Source organism: Pseudomonas sp. RIT411 (assembly GCF_003057735.2).
Taxonomy (GTDB): domain Bacteria; phylum Pseudomonadota; class Gammaproteobacteria; order Pseudomonadales; family Pseudomonadaceae; genus Chryseomonas; species Chryseomonas oryzihabitans.
Genome location: NZ_QBIZ02000006.1, coordinates 97,042 through 113,339, shown reverse-complemented (window position 1 = coordinate 113,339; position 16,298 = coordinate 97,042). Strand labels below are relative to the sequence as shown.

17 protein-coding genes and 4 tRNA genes are annotated in these 16,298 nt (G+C 65.7%); 7 read left to right on the top strand and 14 right to left on the bottom strand.

Annotated elements, in window-relative coordinates; genetic code table 11:
• The first annotated feature begins 68 nt into the window (after positions 1 to 68).
• Positions 69 to 986 carry a transcriptional regulator MetR gene (gene metR, locus DBY63_RS10955; RefSeq protein WP_007162740.1) on the top strand — a complete coding sequence of 306 codons (918 nt, stop codon included), beginning with the start codon at positions 69 to 71 and terminating at the stop codon, positions 984 to 986.
• A gap of 24 nt (positions 987 to 1,010) precedes the next feature.
• On the opposite strand, the gene DBY63_RS10950 is transcribed toward metR, so the two are convergent.
• A complete protein-coding gene (locus tag DBY63_RS10950; RefSeq protein WP_007162739.1) occupies positions 1,011 to 1,271 on the bottom strand; it encodes a type B 50S ribosomal protein L31 in 261 nt (86 codons plus the stop codon).
• A 398-nt stretch (positions 1,272 to 1,669) separates the two neighbouring features.
• Between DBY63_RS10950 and DBY63_RS10945 the strand changes: the two genes are divergently transcribed.
• Genes DBY63_RS10945 through DBY63_RS10930 form a run of 4 tightly spaced genes read left to right on the top strand, consistent with a single transcriptional unit; the run spans position 1,670 to position 6,664 of the window.
• Entirely contained in the window at positions 1,670 to 3,442 is a 1,773-nt protein-coding gene (locus DBY63_RS10945; protein WP_027601310.1) for an N-acetylglutaminylglutamine amidotransferase, read from the top strand.
• A 13-nt stretch (positions 3,443 to 3,455) separates the two neighbouring features.
• Positions 3,456 to 5,195: an N-acetylglutaminylglutamine synthetase gene (gene ngg, locus DBY63_RS10940; protein ID WP_108581932.1), complete on the top strand. Its 1,740-nt coding sequence runs from the start codon at positions 3,456 to 3,458 to the stop codon at positions 5,193 to 5,195.
• Positions 5,192 to 6,379: an osmoprotectant NAGGN system M42 family peptidase gene (locus DBY63_RS10935; RefSeq protein ID WP_027597600.1), complete on the top strand. Its 1,188-nt coding sequence runs from the start codon at positions 5,192 to 5,194 to the stop codon at positions 6,377 to 6,379. Before ngg ends, DBY63_RS10935 begins: the two co-directional genes overlap by 4 nt.
• 54 nt (positions 6,380 to 6,433) lie before the next feature.
• Positions 6,434 to 6,664 carry a YheU family protein gene (locus DBY63_RS10930; protein WP_007162735.1) on the top strand — a complete coding sequence of 77 codons (231 nt, stop codon included), beginning with the start codon at positions 6,434 to 6,436 and terminating at the stop codon, positions 6,662 to 6,664.
• Between the two features lie 15 nt (positions 6,665 to 6,679).
• On the opposite strand, the gene DBY63_RS10925 is transcribed toward DBY63_RS10930, so the two are convergent.
• From DBY63_RS10925 to DBY63_RS10880, 11 genes are all read right to left on the bottom strand, one after another.
• A complete protein-coding gene (locus DBY63_RS10925) occupies positions 6,680 to 7,009 on the bottom strand; it encodes a YnfA family protein (RefSeq protein ID WP_007162734.1) in 330 nt (109 codons plus the stop codon).
• The gene (locus tag DBY63_RS10920) at positions 7,003 to 8,145 is read right to left on the bottom strand and encodes a GNAT family N-acetyltransferase (protein WP_044341370.1); all 1,143 of its coding nucleotides are present in this window, start codon (positions 8,143 to 8,145) and stop codon (positions 7,003 to 7,005) included. Before DBY63_RS10920 ends, DBY63_RS10925 begins: the two co-directional genes overlap by 7 nt.
• Before the next feature lie 128 nt (positions 8,146 to 8,273).
• Positions 8,274 to 8,349: transfer RNA gene (locus tag DBY63_RS10915), tRNA-Glu, on the bottom strand.
• A gap of 34 nt (positions 8,350 to 8,383) precedes the next feature.
• Positions 8,384 to 8,459, bottom strand: a tRNA-Ala gene (locus DBY63_RS10910).
• 39 nt (positions 8,460 to 8,498) lie between these two features.
• Positions 8,499 to 8,574 (bottom strand) — tRNA-Glu (locus DBY63_RS10905).
• A 41-nt stretch (positions 8,575 to 8,615) separates the two neighbouring features.
• A tRNA-Ala gene (locus tag DBY63_RS10900) sits at positions 8,616 to 8,691 on the bottom strand.
• Between the two features lie 99 nt (positions 8,692 to 8,790).
• On the bottom strand, positions 8,791 to 9,645 hold the full coding sequence (locus DBY63_RS10895; RefSeq protein ID WP_256594382.1) for a ParB/Srx family N-terminal domain-containing protein: 855 nt from the start codon (positions 9,643 to 9,645) through the stop codon (positions 8,791 to 8,793).
• A 94-nt stretch (positions 9,646 to 9,739) separates the two neighbouring features.
• Complete coding sequence (locus tag DBY63_RS10890; protein WP_007162895.1) at positions 9,740 to 10,861, bottom strand: beta-ketoacyl-ACP synthase III; 1,122 nt, start codon at positions 10,859 to 10,861, stop codon at positions 9,740 to 9,742.
• 72 nt (positions 10,862 to 10,933) lie between these two features.
• The gene (locus tag DBY63_RS10885; RefSeq protein ID WP_044341371.1) at positions 10,934 to 11,923 is read right to left on the bottom strand and encodes a DctP family TRAP transporter solute-binding subunit; all 990 of its coding nucleotides are present in this window, start codon (positions 11,921 to 11,923) and stop codon (positions 10,934 to 10,936) included.
• Between the two features lie 187 nt (positions 11,924 to 12,110).
• Positions 12,111 to 12,242, bottom strand: a complete 132-nt coding sequence (locus tag DBY63_RS25225) for a hypothetical protein (RefSeq protein ID WP_256594381.1) — start codon at positions 12,240 to 12,242, stop codon at positions 12,111 to 12,113.
• 57 nt (positions 12,243 to 12,299) lie between these two features.
• Entirely contained in the window at positions 12,300 to 12,539 is a 240-nt protein-coding gene (locus tag DBY63_RS10880) for a DUF2789 domain-containing protein (protein WP_007162892.1), read from the bottom strand.
• A 138-nt stretch (positions 12,540 to 12,677) separates the two neighbouring features.
• Here DBY63_RS10880 and cprA point away from each other — a divergent pair, with 138 nt between their 5' ends.
• On the top strand, positions 12,678 to 13,829 hold the full coding sequence (gene cprA / locus DBY63_RS10875) for a cationic peptide resistance protein CprA (RefSeq protein WP_037007239.1): 1,152 nt from the start codon (positions 12,678 to 12,680) through the stop codon (positions 13,827 to 13,829).
• Positions 13,830 to 13,872: 43 nt separating this feature from the next.
• Here the strand turns inward: cprA and DBY63_RS10870 are convergent, their stop codons facing one another.
• Positions 13,873 to 14,811, bottom strand: coding sequence for a bestrophin family ion channel (locus DBY63_RS10870; protein WP_027597594.1), 939 nt, complete (start codon positions 14,809 to 14,811; stop codon positions 13,873 to 13,875).
• Positions 14,812 to 15,094: 283 nt separating this feature from the next.
• Between DBY63_RS10870 and DBY63_RS10865 the strand changes: the two genes are divergently transcribed.
• Positions 15,095 to 15,733, top strand: coding sequence for a DsbA family oxidoreductase (locus DBY63_RS10865; RefSeq protein WP_108581930.1), 639 nt, complete (start codon positions 15,095 to 15,097; stop codon positions 15,731 to 15,733).
• Here DBY63_RS10865 and def read toward each other — a convergent pair.
• Positions 15,730 to 16,269, bottom strand: a complete 540-nt coding sequence (def, locus tag DBY63_RS10860; RefSeq protein WP_108581929.1) for a peptide deformylase — start codon at positions 16,267 to 16,269, stop codon at positions 15,730 to 15,732. The two genes, DBY63_RS10865 and def, sit on opposite strands and share 4 nt — an antisense overlap.
• Between the last annotated feature and the right edge of the window lie 29 nt (positions 16,270 to 16,298).

Genomic DNA, 16,298 nt, shown 5'->3' with positions numbered 1-16,298 from the left:
AGGCGTTAGAGCATAGGCAGCACCATGAAAAGTCTTCATGATGCGCCTTTGTCTCCAGTACCAGCGCCATGTTCGAACTCCGTCACCTGAAAACCCTGCATGCTCTCCGTGAATCCTCCAGCCTGGTGGAAGCCGCAGAGCGACTGCACTTGACCCAGTCCGCCCTCTCCCATCAGTTCAAGGAACTGGAAGAGCGCCTAGGTACCCCGCTGTTCATCCGCAAGACCAAGCCCATCCGTTTCACCAGTGCCGGCCTGCGGCTGCTGCAGACCGCGGACGCGGTGTTGCCGCACCTGCGCAGTGCCGAGCGGGATCTGGCGCGCCTGGTGGGGGGTACGGCGGGGCGCCTGCACATGGCCATCGAATGCCACAGCTGCTTCCAGTGGCTGATGCCGACCATCGACCAGTTTCGTGATTCCTGGCCGGAGGTTGAGCTGGACCTGGCCTCCGGCTTTTCCTTCGCGCCCCTGCCAGCGCTGGCCCGGGGCGATCTGGACCTGGTGGTGACGGCCGATCCGGTGGACCTCTCGGGGGTGACCTATGTGCCGCTGTTCACCTACGAGGCCCTGCTCGCGGTAGCTAACCAGCATCCGCTGGCGCAGCGGCCCTATATCGTCCCCGAGGATCTCGCCCAGGAGACCCAAATCACCTATCCGGTGGAGCGCGATCGGCTGGATATCTTCACCCGCTTCCTCGATCCGGCCGATGTCGAGCCGCTGTCGGTGCGCACGGCAGAGATGACGGTGATGATGCTGCAGCTGGTGGCCTCGGGGCGTGGCGTCTGCTGCCTGCCCAACTGGGCGATCCACGAGTACAGCTCGCGCGGCTATGTGACCGCGCGGCGGCTGGGCGAGAAAGGGCTGTATGCGACGCTCTATGCGGCGATCCGCGAAGACATGCTGGAGGCGCCCTTCATGCAGGATTTCCTGCTGACCGCCAAGGACACCTCCTTCGCCACCCTAGAAGGGGTCAGCAGCGCGCGCTGAGCCGGCGCGCTGCTCGCGAGGGGCTTACTTGCTGTTGCCGCCCGGGAAGCCGGCAAACTTCTTGTTGAAGCTGGAGACCCGACCTTCGACCTTCATCTGGCGCTGCTCACCGGTGTAGATGGGGTGCGAGGCGCTGGATACGTCGAGGCTGATATAGGGATAGGTCTCGCCTTCGTATTCCTGGGTACGGTCGCTCTCGGCGGTGGAGCGGATCAGGAAGTAGGTGTCCGAAGTGGTGTCGTGGAACAGCACGGGACGATAGTTGGGATGGATACCGGGTTTCATGAGGCGTCTCCTGGTCTGGGCGCCCGAGACGGGATGTCTCCTGCGCACCGATTAAAGATACATTATAACATATAAAGGTCGTTTTTGCAGCCTCGCCTGTGACGGTGACGGCAGCCATGGCCTTTGCAATGGAACCATCCGCCGCGCCCGGGGCTCGTAACCTGAGGCCCTGACCGGCGGTACCCCACCCTCTCTGAGACCCGCTGTCGGTCGGTGCGTGCGTTCAGGCCCGCGGCGCCAGACAGACGAACTGTCCGCCCCCTGCCCTGTTCACCCGCACAGCGCCCCTGCATTGGCTTCTCAAGGATGGCGAGAAGTCCACACGCATTGGATGCGCACGCCGGGTTCGGGACTGAACTCACCGCGCCGCATCCCAAGGATTCAAGAGGCACAGCACCATGTGCGGCATCGCCGGAGAGCTTCGTTTCGATCGTCAACCTGCATCCATCAGCGCGGTGGAGCGCATCACCCACCGCCTCGAACAGCGCGGCCCCGACGCCTGGGGTTTCCATAGCCAGGGGCCGGTCGCCCTGGGCCATCGGCGGCTGAAGATCATGGATCTGGCGGAAGCCTCGGGCCAACCCATGATCGAGCCCGAGCTGGGGCTGTCGATGGTGTTCAACGGCGCCATCTACAACTACCCGGAATTGCGCAGCGAGCTGGAAGCCAAGGGTTACCGCTTCCACTCCGGCGGCGATACCGAGATCCTGCTCAAGGCCTATCACGCCTGGGGCAAGGCCATGCTGCCCAAGCTCAATGGCATGTTCGCCTTCGCCATCTGGGAGCGTGACAGCGGTCGGCTGTTCATCGCCCGGGATCGCCTGGGCATCAAGCCGCTGTACCTGTCCTTTACCGACAAGCGCCTAAGATTCGCCTCCAGCCTGCCCGCGCTGCTGGAAGCCGGTGACATCGACACCCGCATCGATCCGGTCGCCCTCAACCACTACCTGAATTTCCATGCCGTGGTGCCCGCGCCGCGCACCATCCTGCAGGGCGTGCAGAAGTTGCCCCCGGCGACCTGGATGACCGTGGACGCCTCCGGCCAGCAGCACCAGGAAACCTGGTGGACCCTGGACTACGGTCCCCACGAAGACGAGCGTCGCTACACCCTGGACGACTGGGCCGAACGGGTCCTGCATGGCCTCAAGGACGCCGTGGCGATCCGCCAGCGGGCGGCGCGCGAGGTAGGGGTGCTGCTTTCCGGCGGGGTGGATTCCAGTCTACTGGTCGGCCTGCTGCACGATTCGGGGGTCAAGGACCTGCTGACCTTCTCCATCGGCTTCGAAGATGCCGGCGGCGAGCGCGGCGACGAATTCCAGTATTCCGACCTGATCGCCAATCACTACGGCACCCGCCACCACCAGTTGCGCATCGCCGAGGACGAGATCATCCAGCAGCTGCCGCGCGCCTTCTCGGCCATGAGCGAGCCTATGGTGAGCCACGACTGCATCGCCTTCTACCTGCTGTCGCGGGAGGTCTCCAAGCACTGCAAGGTGGTGCAGAGCGGCCAGGGCGCGGACGAACTCTTCGCCGGCTACCACTGGTATCCCCAGGTGCATGGCGCCGCCGATCCCTTCGCCGCCTACCGCGCCGCCTTCTTCGATCGCGACTATGCCCAGTACGCCGCCACCGTGCAGGCCGGCGTGCGCCTGGAGGAAGACGCCGCCGAGACCTTCGTCCGCCAGCACTTCGCCAAGCCCGGCGCCAGCGCCGGCGTCGACAAGGCCCTGCGCCTGGACAGCACCGTGATGCTGGTGGACGACCCGGTCAAGCGGGTCGACAACATGACCATGGCCTGGGGCCTGGAAGCCCGGGTGCCCTTCCTCGACTATCGCCTGGCCGAACTCTCGGCACGCATCCCCGCCGAATTCAAGCTGGGCGACGGCGGCAAGCAGGTGCTCAAGGCGGCAGCGCGCAAGGTCATTCCCCAGGAAGTCATCGACCGGCCCAAGGGCTATTTCCCGGTGCCGGGCCTCAAGCACCTGGAAGGCAACACCCTGACCTGGGTGCGGGAACTGCTGCTGGACCCGAGCCAAGATCGCGGTCTGTTCGAGACCGCCGAGATCGATCGCCTGCTGACCAATCCGGCCGACCGCATCACCCCCCTGCGCGGTTCCAAGCTCTGGCAACTCGCGGCGCTCAACCTCTGGCTGAGCGAGCACGGACTGTAAGGGCGGAACACCCATGAAAGCGACCAGCTACAACCAGCGCCTCCAACGCGCCCAGACGCCCTCCTACGAACGGCTGCAGGCGCGCCTGGCGGAAGGCGATCAGCCGACCTGCCAGCCGCTCTCCCTGCATTGCGGCTGGGGCCGGCTGCTCATCGGCCATACCTATCCCGACCCCGCCAGCCTGGCCAAGGAACTGCTCACCGAAACGCCTGGCGAGCGCGACATTGCCCTCTATGTGGCCGCGCCCCACCAGGTGCTGGCCCAGGCACCGCAACAGCTGTTTCTCGACCCCAGCGACACCCTGCGGATCTGGTTCAGCGACTATCGTCCCGCCCGACGGATCTATCGTGGCTTTCGCATCCGCCGGGCCTGCTCCGCCCAGGACTGGAGCGAGATAAACCGCCTCTACCAGCAGCGTCACATGCTGCCCGTCGACACCGAGCGACTGACCCCGCGGCACAAGGGTGGCCCGGTGTACTGGCTGGCGCAGGACGACGACAGCGGCGCCATCATCGGCTCGGTGATGGGGCTCAATCACGTCAAGGCCTTCCAGGACCCGGATGGCGGCTCTTCGCTCTGGTGCCTGGCGGTCTCCCCGGACTGCAGCAGACCCGGCGTCGGCGAGGCGCTGGTGCGCCATCTGATCGAACACTACGCCAGTCGTGGCCTGGCCTTTCTCGACCTGTCGGTGCTGCATGACAACCTGCAGGCCAAGCGGCTCTACGACAAACTGGGCTTCCGGCCGCTGCAGACCTTCGCGATCAAATGCAAGAACGGCATCAACCAGACGCTGTTCCTCGGTCCGGGGCCGGCGGCCGAGCTCAATCCCTATGCGCGCATCATCGTCGACGAAGCCCTGAGGCGCGGCATCGAGGTGCAGGTGGATGACGCCGAGGGCGGTCTCTTCACCCTGATCCAGGGCAACCGGCGCATCCGCTGCCGCGAGTCCCTGACCGACCTCACCTCCGCGGTGACCATGACCCTGTGCGCCGACAAGGTGCTGACCAGCCGTACCCTGGCCCGGGCCGGGCTGCGGGTGCCGGAGCAGCAACTGGCGGGCGGCGACGACGACAACGCCGCCTTTCTGGAGAAGTACGGCGCCCTGGTGGTGAAGCCGATCAACGGCGAACAGGGCAAGGGGGTGGCGGTGGACATCCGCGACGCCGAGCACCTCGCCGCGGCCATCCAGGCCGCGCGCCGGTATGACGATCGGGTGCTGCTGGAAAGCTTCCACCAGGGTCTCGACCTGCGCGTGGTGGTCATCGGCCACGAGGTGGTGGCCGCCGCCATTCGCCGTCCGGCGGAGATCGTCGGCGATGGCCAGCACAGCGTCAGGGACCTGATCGAAGCCCAGAGTCGCCGGCGCCAGGCCGCCACCGGCGGCGAGTCGCGCATCCCGGTGGACGAGGAAACCGAACGTGCCATCCGCAGCGCCGGCTACGAGTGGGACAGCGTCCTGCCGACCGGCACCCACCTGGCCGTGCGCAAGACCGCCAACCTGCACACCGGCGGCATTCTGGAAGATGTCACCGATATCCTCCATCCGGTGCTGGCCGACGCCGCCGTCCAGGCGGCCCGGGCGCTGGACATTCCGGTCACCGGCATGGACCTGCTGGTGCCCGCCGCCGATGCGCCCGACTACGTCATCATCGAAGCCAACGAGCGGCCGGGCCTGGCCAATCACGAACCGCGTCCCACCGCCGAACGCTTCATCGACCTGCTGTTCCCGCTGTCCCGGGAGGTTCCGCTATGAATCGCTTGCCCGAGCCCGATCTGGATTACCTGCGCAAGGTCCTGCTGGACATGCTGGCGATCCCCAGTCCCACGGGTTTCACCGACACCATCGTCATGTATGTCGCCGAACGGCTCAACGAACTGGACATCCCCTTCGAGCTGACCCGTCGCGGCACTATCCGCGCCACCATCAAGGGCCACAAGGAGAGTCCGGACCGGGCGGTCTCCGCGCACCTGGACACCATTGGCGCCATCGTCCGCGAGATCAAGGACAACGGCCGCCTGGGTCTGGCAGCCGTGGGCCACTGGTCCAGCCGTTTCGCCGAAGGCAGCCGCGTCAGCCTGTTCACCGATGACGGCACCCTGAGGGGCAGCGTTCTGCCGCTGCTCGCCTCCGGCCACGCCTTCAACACCGAGATCGACAAGATGCCGGTGACCTGGGACCACATCGAGCTGCGCCTTGATGCCGTGACCAAGAGCCGCCACGAGACCGAGCAGCTGGGCGTGCAGATCGGCGACTTCGTCGCCTTCGATCCGCTTCCGGAATTCACCGACAGCGGCTACATCAGTTCGCGCCATCTGGACGACAAGGCCGGCGTCGCCGCCCTGCTCACCGCCCTGAAGATGCTCAAGGAAAGCGGTCAGACCCCGCCGATCGACTGCCACCCGCTGTTCACCATCACCGAAGAGGTGGGCTCGGGCGCCGCCGGTGCCCTGCCCTGGGACGTCAGCGAATTCGTCGGTATCGACATCGCCCCCGTGGCGCCCGGCCAGCGCTCCGACGAGCACCGCGTCAGCGTGGCCATGCAGGATTCCGCCGGCCCCTACGACTATCACCTGTCGCGGCACCTGCTGCGCCTGGCGCAACGCAACGACATCCCGGTGCGCCGCGACCTGTTCCGCTACTACTACAGCGACGCCCATTCGGCGATCAGTTCCGGCCAGGACGTGCGGGTAGCCCTGCTGGCCTTTGGCTGCGACGCCACCCACGGCTACGAGCGCACCCATATCGTCAGCCTGGCGGCGCTCAGCCAGCTGCTGACCGGCTACATGCTCAGCCCGCCGGTGTTCGACAGCGATGCCCAGCCGGCCGACAGCTCCCTCGACCGCTTCGGTCACCAGTTGCTGCCGGAAGACACCCAGATGGACAACCAGACGCACCTGCCGCCGCTGGAGGAGGTCGTCGGCGACGGCAGCAAATAGCGTTCGATCAACGCGCCTGGGGTATCCTGGGCGCCTTTTTCCAGGCACCTCTCGATGATCATCCCCCACGACCAGCTCGCTGCCGCCACCCTCGACAACCTGCTGGAAGACTTCGTCACCCGCGACGGTACCGACAACGGTGACGAAACGCCCCTGGCGACCCGGACCCAGCGTGCGCGCCGCGCCCTGGAAACCGGCGAAGCCGTGATCCTCTTCGATCCGGACAGCGCCCTCTGCCAGCTGGTGCTGCGCCGCGACGTGCCGCCCGAACTGCTGGACGACTAGCGCCTCTCGCGCCTGTCAGGCGCTGCCACGCGGCGCCAGCAGGATCACCAGGGCCCCGGCCACGCAGAGCAGACCACCAGCCAGATCCGTCCAGGTCGGTCGGGTACGCTCGACCAGCGCCAGCCAGCCCAGCGAAGCCACCACATAGATGCCGCCGTAGGCCGCATAGGCGCGTCCGGCGTAGGCCGCCTCGATACGGGTCAGCAACAGGGCGAAGAGCACCAGGCTGGCGAGTCCCGGCGCTATCCACCAGGGACTGCGATCCAGCCGCAGCCAGAGCCAGAAGGCATAGCAGCCGGCGATCTCGAACAGCGCCGCCAGCAGGAACCAGAGGTAGTTCAGCATGGCGCCGCGCCGTCCTCCTGGCGATAGGGCAAGGCCTCGGCAGCCCGCCGCGCATAGGCCTGGACGCCGTCGCGCTCCTGCTCGAGAAACTCCGCCACCGCCGCTCTCAGGCCCGGATGCACCAGGTAGTGCCAGGAACGGGTCAGGGTCGGCTCGAAGCCACGAATCAGCTTGTGTTCGCCCTGGGCGCCGGCATCGAAGCGCTGCAGCCCCTCGGCGATGGCGTATTCGATCCCCTGGTAGAAACAGGTCTCGAAATGCAGCTGATCGAATTCCTGCAGGCAGCCCCAGTAGCGGCCATAGAGGGTGTCGCCGTCCTTGAGATAGAAGGCCATGGCCACCGGCCGGCTGCCCTGGCGGACCAGCACCACCCGGATCGCCGCAGGCAGCCGCTCCGCCAGCAGACTGAAGAAGGCACGGGTCAGATAGGGATCCTGGCCGCGCACCTCGTAGGTGTTGGCGTAGCAGGCATAGACGAAATCCCACTCCGCTTCGCTCAACTCTCCGCCCTGGCGCCATTCGAAGCTCACCCCCAGGCCCGCGACCTGGTCGCGCTCCTTGCGCAGCTGCTTGCGCTTGCGCGAGGTCAGGGCGGCGAGGAAATCGCCGTAGTCGCCATAGCCGCGGTTGTGCCAGTGGAACTGGCAGCCAAGCCGCGCCAGCCAGCCCTCCCGATCCTCGAGCAGCGCATCGGCCTTGGGATCTGTGAAGTTGACGTGCAGGCTGGAGAGCTCCAGGCCGGCCAGGCTGCCGGTGGTAGCGTCCAGCAGGGTCGCGCAGGCGGCGGGATCGCCCAGCAGGCGCGCGCCCTGTACCGGTGAGAAGGGCACCGCGGCCAGCAGCTTGGGGTAGTAGTCGATCCCGGCGCGGCGGCAGGCATCGGCCCAGGCCCAGTCGAAGACGTATTCGCCATAGGAATGCATCTTGAGATAGGCCGGCATGGCGGCCCGCAGCTGCCCCTGTTCATCCCTGAGGATCTGGTGCGCCGGTTGCCAGCCGGTCCCCTGCCCGAGGCTGCCACTGTCTTCCAGGGTGGCGAGGAATTCATGGCGCAGAAAGGGCTGGTCGTCCGCCAGCAGCGCGTTCCACTGGGCGGCAGGCACCTGGGCCAGGCTGTAGAGATACTCGACGATCATCCCACTCCCCTTGCTTGGACTCGGCCTACAGATCTAACACAGTAGCCGGACGGCTCCTGTGAAAGACTCTGGCGGCTGGCTTTCGTGCGGACGAAAAAAAACCGCCGTGAGGCGGTTTCTTTCGAGTGTGGCGTCCCCTAGGGGACTCGAACCCCTGTTACCGCCGTGAAAGGGCGGTGTCCTAGGCCACTAGACGAAGGGGACGTTACCCTGGTGCAATCCTTGCGGACCGCGAATTTGGTGGAGCTAGACGGGATCGAACCGTCGACCTCTTGCATGCCATGCAAGCGCTCTCCCAGCTGAGCTATAGCCCCGCGTACAACGTTCGCCACGTCTGGGATACGTGACTGATATGGCGTCCCCTAGGGGACTCGAACCCCTGTTACCGCCGTGAAAGGGCGGTGTCCTAGGCCACTAGACGAAGGGGACGAAACCTTCTACCGATTCCCCCCGAAGGCGAAATCGAAATTTGGTGGAGCTAGACGGGATCGAACCGTCGACCTCTTGCATGCCATGCAAGCGCTCTCCCAGCTGAGCTATAGCCCCGTCGGTCAGGACGGGGCGCATGTTAAGAGGCCCGGCCTCCCCTGTCAACACCAATTAGAAAAAAACCTGCTAGTAACAGACACTTAAGCCGGAAACCGACTAGATCGCCCGGGACAGGGCCGCACGCTGGGCGCGGGCGGCCAGCAGGTAGGTGAACTTGCCATCGCTGGAGGAGAGCTTGCGCAGGACCTTCTTGTCCAGGGCGCGATAGGCCCCCATTTCCAGCGCCGTACGGCCCGAGCTGCCGATCAGCATGCCCGGGTTGGCCACCATCAGCCTGGCGGCCTGCTCCACCGCCTTGGCGTAGCTCTTGCGATCGTCGAGATCGTAGTCCCGCAGCGGCAGCAGCATGCGCAGCCACTCGGCCCAGTAGAACTCGAGGAATTCCGACGGCAATACCCGGCCATCCGGGGTCCGCGGCTTGTCGTAGCCGATCTGGCGGGTGAAATAGACCAGCGCGCGGTAGGGGTCGTCGGCCATGGCGGAGAGGCCCAGGGTCGGCGGCAGCTGCTCGGGCAGGATGGGCCGGCCCTGGGGATCCTTGAGCCAGGCCTTGCGCTCGTCGAGCAGGCGGATCCAGAAGTCGGCCATGGTCGCGGCGTCGCTGAAATCGTCGGTGACCCTGACCCACACCGGGGTCTCGGGGCCGCCACCGGGGTGCTCCCAGAAGGCGGAAAAGGTGTGGTGGCCGTCGGTGAGATAGAGCTGCCGCCCCGGACCTATGACGACGGTCTTCATTTCATCCGGACAGCTACCCGGCGGCCGTACCCCGAGGGCGTCGCCGGCCGAGCGCAGACTGGTGCTCGGCTGGAAGCCACCACTCAGGTGCTGGCCGTTGGCTTCGCAGTAGTCGTCGAACAGCTTGCGCCGGTCGCAGGCGTACTTGCCGAGCTTGTACAGCACCTGGTCGTGGCCGATCGCGGGCTGGGTGGGGCGCAGCTGATGCAGTTGCACTTGGAGCAGGCTTCCTGGCGGCACGGGGTCTTCCTATTTCAAGAGGTCTTCCCAGGTCCGACAACGGTCATCCCGGGAAGACTCCTGCCGTCGATCAGACCTTGCGCAACACCACGCTGCCGATGGAATAGCCCGCGCCAAAGGAGCTGAGCACGCCCAGGCTGCCGCTGGCCAGATCCTCGTGGTGCAGGTGCAGCGCGATGACCGAACCGGCCGAGCTGGTGTTGCCGTAGGTGTCGAGAATGACCGGCGCCTCGTTGGGCTCGGGTTCGCGACCCAGCAGGCGTTTGACGATGAGCTGATTCATCGCCAGGTTGGCCTGGTGCAGCCAGAAGCGCGAGACCCGCTCGACGGGGATGTCCAGTTCGGCCAGGTGATTTCCGATCAGCTCGGCCACCAGGGGGCAGACCTCCTTGAACACCTTGCGCCCTTCCTGGACGAACAGCTTGTCCGGGTGGGTCATGCCCTCCTCCGCCGCGCGGTTGAGGAAGCCGAAGTTGTTGCGGATGTTGTTGGAGAACTGGGTGAACAACCGGGTACCAAGGATCTCGAAGCGGTGCGCCGAGGTCGCCTGGTCGGCACGCTCCACCACCAGGGCGGTGGCCGCATCGCCAAAGATGAAATGGCTGTCGCGGTCGCGGAAATTCAGGTGACCGGTGCAGATCTCCGGATCGATCACCAGTACCGCCCGCGCCTGGCCCAGCTGCACGGCGTTGGCCGCGGTCTGCAGGCCGAAGGTCGCCGAGGAGCAGGCGACGTTCATGTCGAAGCCGTAGCCCTGGATACCCAGCGCGGCCTGGACCTCGATGGCCACCGCCGGATAGGGCCGCTGCAGGTTGGAACAGGCGACGATGACGCCGTCGATGTCGGCGGCCGTCCTTCCGGCCCGTTCCAGGGCCTCGCGTGCCGCGGCGACACCCATCTCGCAGAGGATCGAGGGCTCGTCGTTGGAACGCTCGGGGATACGCGGCACCATGCGCGCCGGATCGAGGATGCCGGCCTTGTCGACCACATGGCGGCTGCGGATGCCGGAGGCCTTCTCGATAAAGGCGGCGCTGGATTCAGGCTGGGGCGCCAGGCTGCCCTGGGCGATGGCGTCGGCATGCTCGGCATTCCACTGGCCTGCCCACTGGTTGAAGGACGCAACCAGCTCGTCGTTGGAAATGCTTTCGGGCGGCGTATAGAGCCCACTACCGCTGATGACCGCGTGCTGCACGGCTATTCCTCTTGTTGTCGGGATGACGCCGTGCCAGTTTGCCGCAAATCCGGGGTGGACGCCCGTGCAATCTCAGCGCCGATTGGCCGCCTCGGCGGCGCGCAGGACATCGCTGCCCACTTCGCTTTCGTACCCCTTGATCAGGGGCGCCACCGCCGCGCGCCAGGCCTCGCGCTCGGCAGCCGTCGGCACCAGGATCTTGCTGGTATTGGCCGCCACCACCCGCTCGCGTGCCTTGGCGTTGATGGCTTCGGCATCGCGATTCACCGACTGGGACACCTCGTCGAGGATGGCCTCCAGCTCGCTGCGGATTTCGAAGGGCAGCCCGTTCCAGAAGGTGGTGTTGGTGATGAGCATGTAGGTTAGGAAGCTGTGGTTGTCCTCGACGATGTAGGGCTGCACGGTATTGATCTTCTGCCCCAGCAGGTTCGACCAGGGATTTTCCGCGCCCTGGACCTTGCCGGTACGCAGGGCGTCGTAGACCTGGGCGAAGGGCAGCTTGACCGCCTGGGCGCCGAGCTGCTGGTAGTAGGCCGCCAGCACATCGGAGGACTCGACGCGGAAGGTCAGGCCCTTGAGGTCGGCCGGAACGTGGATTTCCCGGGTGGCCGAGAGTTGCCGGCCACCGTTGTTCCAATAGGCCAGCCCGGTGATGCCATGGGGGACCAGGCTGCCCAGCAGTTCGCGACTCTTGTCGCGGCGCTGAAAGCGCTTGACCGCCTCGATATTATCGAACAGGAAGGGCAGATCGTAGACCTTGAGCGGCTTGGCCAGGGCATTGAGCTTGGAGACCGAGGGTGCCAGCAGCTGGACCCTGTTGCTGCGCAGCGCCTCCAGTTCGTCGGCATCGCCCACCAGGCTGGAGTTGGGATAGACCTCGATCTTGACCTTGCCCGCCAGGCGTTCCTGCACCAGCTTCTGCAACTGCAGGGCACCGCGCCCCTTGGGCGTGTCGTCCGTCACCACATGGGCGAACTTGATGACAATGGGTTCGGCCACGGCGAAGGGCATGGCCAAAGCGATAAGCGAGCCGGCCAGGGTGGCGAAAAAGGTCTTGATCATGGGATTCCCTGCGTTGAACGATCCATCGGATCGCCTGCGCGACCCCGGTCGCGATGCGTGCGCGACGCGATTACCTTAGCAGCCGCGGCGGGAAAGGCTGGTCAGCGGAGGAAAACGGCACGACGAAAGTGCAGGAAAGCCGGATCAGGGGTAGGAACAGCGCCGTCGAAACGGCGCCAAGAATCCATCAGGGCGAGATGGGATCGCTCGCGGGAAAGGTTTCCTCGACGGATTCGTCGAGTTGCTCTTCGCTGACCTCGCCCTCGTCATCGGCGACGGGCGGATCGTTGGGCTGCTGCTGGGCATGGACGGCGTTCATGGCAAATCTCCGGACACGAGAGGTGTGGCAGGGCTGGAGACCTCCAGCCCTACAGCATTAGTCATGACTATGCAGACGGACGTTCAGCTCGTCGACGATCGGCGCCCAGTCGGCGTCGCCCATGATTTCGTCCTTGAGAAAGGCCTTTTGCGCCGGCGACCAGAAGTCGGCCTCGGACACCTTGACCTCATCGGGCAGTGGCGAATGACTGGCGATGAAGTCGTCGATGGCAGCCGGATCGGAGTCCAGGCCCAGTTGTTCGAAGAGGGTCGTCAGATCGTGAACGGGAAGTTCCATGGGGGTCTCCAGGCGGTTATCGGTCGTTACGCTGGGCATCTAGAAAGACGCCAGCCTGGAGGGGTTCCCCGGCCTTAATAAATCCTTCAGCGTCGACCCTTAAGGTACGCCCACGTTCCGCCAACCAGGGCCTCCGCCATGTCGCTTCCCGTCTCTTCCATCCAATTCACCGCCGCGCCGCGCCGTATCCTCGTCACCGGCGCCACCGGCTTTCTCGGCGGCGCCGTCACCCTGCGCCTGCTGGAGCTGGGCCATGTCGAAGGGCTGAGATTCCTGGTCCGGGCCGCGACTCCCGCAGAAGGCCTGGAGCGCCTGCTGCAGAATCTGCGCGTGCATGACGTCGACGAGCGCCTGGCCGCCCTGCTCAGGCCCGAACAGATCCTCTGTGGCGACCTGCTGGACACCCACTGGATCGACGCCGCCAAGCCGCTCCTGCAGACGCTGGACGAGGTCATCAACTGCGCGGCGGTCGCCTCCTTCTCGCGCAATCCGAAGATCTGGCCAGTCAACGTCGAAGGCACCTTCGCCCTGGCCGAGGCCTGCGCCCAGTCGCGGCGGCTGAAGCGCTTCCTGCACGTCAGCACCGCCATGGCCTGCGGTCCGCAGCGCCAGTCACCGGTCGCCGAGACCTGGGACTTCCCCGAGCCGGAGCAGCAACTGGTGGACTACACCGCCTCCAAGGCGGCCATCGAACTCAAGCTGCGCAACGAGTTGCCGCTGCTGCCGCTGGTGGTGGCACGCCCCTCCATCGTGGTGGGTCACCGTCGTTCGGGCTGCAAGGCGTCAGGCAGCATCTTCTGGGTGTTCCGCATGGGTTTCGCCCTGGAGCGCTTCACCTGTGGCCTCGACGAGCAGATCGATGTCATTCCGGTTGACTACTGCGCCGAAGCCCTGGTGGAACTGGCCCTCAAGCCGAAGCTGAACTACAGCCTGTATCACATCTCGGCGGGCAATGCCGGCGCCTGCACCTTTGGTGAAATCGACGAGGCCTATGCCGGCGCCATGGGCGATGCCCCGGTGGGCGAGCGCTATCGCCAGGTGGACAGCGCCGATCTCAAGGAACTGGCGGCCGACTTCAACGAACGCATCGGCCCGGCGAATCCGCGGCTGGTGCTGCGGGCGCTCAAGCTGTACGGCGGCTTCGCCGATCTGAACTACCTGTTCGACAACCAGCGTCTGCTGGACGAAGGCATCGCCGCCCCGCCGCGCTTCACCGACTACCTGGATGTCTGCGTGCATTCCTCGCGCGACATCAGCATCCCGGCGCAGATGCAGTGGGACTTCAAGTAAGGCCCATGCCCGGGGCTGGCGATGGCCAGCCACCGGGCGCCGCTCAGACGGAATCCTTCTCCGGCGAGCTCAACCGCGAATCCCGCACGATCTCGCTGACCGAGGCGTAACCCCCGCGGGCATCGCGCAGCATGGTGCGCAGGTTGCCTTCGATGGTATTGCAGATGGTGCCCATGGTGATCTGGTGCCGACTGCGCTGGAAGGGACTCTGCAGATCGGTCCCGACCTTTTCCAGCGCCAGGAACATGAAGCCCACCACGGTGGAGGCCAGCGGCGTGTACCACTCCAGGCTTTCCACCAGGCCGATGGGCATCAGCACGCAGAACAGGAAGACGAACAACCGCGGGAAGTTGACATAGGGATAGGGCAAGGGCGTGTTGGCGATGCGCTCCATGCCGCCCTGCCAGTTGGACATGTCGACGAAGGTGGCTTCCAGGCGCTCCAGGCGGATGCTGTCCAGGCGACCGGCGCGGTACTCCAGGGCGATCAGGCTGGAAGAGCCGCTTAGGATGGCGTTGGCGAAGTTGTTGGTCTCCTTGCGCATCGCCCACTCCTCCTTGCCCAGGTAGGTGCGGACTTCCTTGGGCAGCGGGTCGCCGCTGAGCTGGCAGGCCAGGCAGCGGACGTAGGCGAGATGGCGCTCGATGAGTACCGTCTTGATGGCGTTGAAATGCTCGTCGCCATCGTCGATGAGCGTCAGCGCCTGCCGGGCGAAGCTGCGCGAGCTGTTGACCATGCCGCCCCAGAGGGTGCGCGCTTCCCACCAGCGCTGATAGGCACTGGTGTTGCGAAAGCTGGTCAGCACGATCAGCGCCGAGCCGATCAGGGTCAGGGGGATGTTGGGCAGCTGCGCCCGTTGGTCGACGAAGATCATGTAGTCGACGGTGACGGCGATGTCCCACAGCAGCAGCCAGAAAACCGACCAGCCGACGTAGCTGAAGGTTTGCCGAAGGAATGTCAGTTTGCGTTCGAAAAAACCCAAGGTGATAGTCCTTAGCGCGTGAAAGAAAGGATGCAGCCATAGGAACCTGGGGTCGGGGACAGGTTCAAGGCAAGCGTCTAGAGCGCGGATCGCCACCCATTTCACGCAATTGGCCGGTGGCCATTCCGTTTCCGGATATGAAGAGGACGTCGGTTGCTGGCTGCCAACCTCCGGCTCGCAACCCGTACTTGGAGGTCCTATCGGCCGTGGATATCGGCACGTTCACCGAACATCCGCTTTCGGGTGCGGTCCGACAGACACCATGCCCTTCCGGAGCACTGCCATGACCGCCACCCCGCGCGTTCGTCTGGATGTCTGGAGCGATTACGTCTGTCCCTTCTGCTACCTGGAGCTGCCCCAGCTGGCGCGTCTGCAGGAAGAATTCGGCGACCAGCTGGCCATCGAGTGGCATGCCTTCGAATTGCGTCCCGAGCCCACGCCCACCCTCGATCCGGCCGGTGACTACCTGCGCCGGACCTGGGATCGCGCCGTCTATCCCATGGCGGCGGAATACGGCATGGTGTTGCGGCTGCCGCCCGTGCAACCCCGCAGTCGCCTGGCGCTGGAGGCGGCGGAATTCGCCCGCGAGCAGGATCGCTTCGACGCCTTCCACCTGGCGGTCTTCCAAGCCTTTTTCGAAGAGGGTCGGGATATCGGCGAGCTGGAGGTGCTGCTCGACCTGGCGCGTCACAGCGGTCTGGACAGCGAGGCGTTGAGAGCCAGCCTGGCCCGGGGCGACCATACCGATGTCGTGCTGCACGCCGAGGATCGCGCCGAAGCCCTGGGCATCACCGCGGTACCGACGCTGCTGCTGCGCTCCGCCGGGGCGCCCGTCGAAGAGGCTCGCGCCCTGGATGGCGCGGTGCCCTTCGCCCAGTTGGCGGCGGCCGTCAGGGCGCAGCTGGAGGCCGCCGGCGCCTAGCGCTGCGCGGCCGCGGTCAACTCGGGAAACAGTACCTTGGTGAAGCCGAAGCGGGCGAAATCCAGGATGCGCGAGGGATAGAGTCGCCCGATCAGGTGATCGTATTCGTGCAGCACCACCCGTGCATGGAAGCCTTCGGCCTCCTGGTCCACCGGACGACCGTCGCCATCCACGCCCCGATAGCGGATCCGCCGCGGCCGTGGCACCTCGCCGCGCAACCCCGGGATCGACAGGCAGCCTTCCCAGCCCAGCTCCTCGCTGGCGTCCAGCACCTCGATCCGCGGATTGATCAGCACCTGCAGGGGCACCGGCGCCGCCTCGGAATAGCGGACATTGCGCTCGAAGCCGAAGACCATCAGTTGCAGGTCTTCGCCGATCTGCGGCGCCGCGAGGCCCACGCCACCCGCGGCGGCCATGGTGTCGAACATGTCCTGGATCAGCCCCTGCAGCTCGGCCGAACCGAAGCGCTCGGCCGCCACCGGCGGTGCCACCCGCAGCAGGCGGGGATCGCCCATCTTCAAAATGTCACGAATCATGCGAGGATTCCTCCTTTGGCCGGTCCAGC

Excerpts from the sequence above, each read along its gene's own strand:
- metR (WP_007162740.1), top strand. The coding sequence starts at position 69 with ATGTTCGAACTCCGTCACCTGAAAACCCTGCATGCTCTCCGTGAATCC.
- DBY63_RS10950 (WP_007162739.1), bottom strand. The coding sequence starts at position 1,271 with ATGAAACCCGGTATCCATCCCAACTATCGTCCCGTGCTGTTCCACGAC.
- DBY63_RS10945 (WP_027601310.1), top strand. The coding sequence starts at position 1,670 with ATGTGCGGCATCGCCGGAGAGCTTCGTTTCGATCGTCAACCTGCATCC.
- ngg (WP_108581932.1), top strand. The coding sequence starts at position 3,456 with ATGAAAGCGACCAGCTACAACCAGCGCCTCCAACGCGCCCAGACGCCC.
- DBY63_RS10935 (WP_027597600.1), top strand. The coding sequence starts at position 5,192 with ATGAATCGCTTGCCCGAGCCCGATCTGGATTACCTGCGCAAGGTCCTG.
- DBY63_RS10930 (WP_007162735.1), top strand. The coding sequence starts at position 6,434 with ATGATCATCCCCCACGACCAGCTCGCTGCCGCCACCCTCGACAACCTG.
- DBY63_RS10925 (WP_007162734.1), bottom strand. The coding sequence starts at position 7,009 with ATGCTGAACTACCTCTGGTTCCTGCTGGCGGCGCTGTTCGAGATCGCC.
- DBY63_RS10920 (WP_044341370.1), bottom strand. The coding sequence starts at position 8,145 with ATGATCGTCGAGTATCTCTACAGCCTGGCCCAGGTGCCTGCCGCCCAG.
- DBY63_RS10885 (WP_044341371.1), bottom strand. The coding sequence starts at position 11,923 with ATGATCAAGACCTTTTTCGCCACCCTGGCCGGCTCGCTTATCGCTTTG.
- DBY63_RS25225 (WP_256594381.1), bottom strand. The coding sequence starts at position 12,242 with ATGAACGCCGTCCATGCCCAGCAGCAGCCCAACGATCCGCCCGTCGCC.
- DBY63_RS10880 (WP_007162892.1), bottom strand. The coding sequence starts at position 12,539 with ATGGAACTTCCCGTTCACGATCTGACGACCCTCTTCGAACAACTGGGC.
- cprA (WP_037007239.1), top strand. The coding sequence starts at position 12,678 with ATGTCGCTTCCCGTCTCTTCCATCCAATTCACCGCCGCGCCGCGCCGT.
- DBY63_RS10865 (WP_108581930.1), top strand. The coding sequence starts at position 15,095 with ATGACCGCCACCCCGCGCGTTCGTCTGGATGTCTGGAGCGATTACGTC.
- def (WP_108581929.1), bottom strand. The coding sequence starts at position 16,269 with ATGATTCGTGACATTTTGAAGATGGGCGATCCCCGCCTGCTGCGGGTG.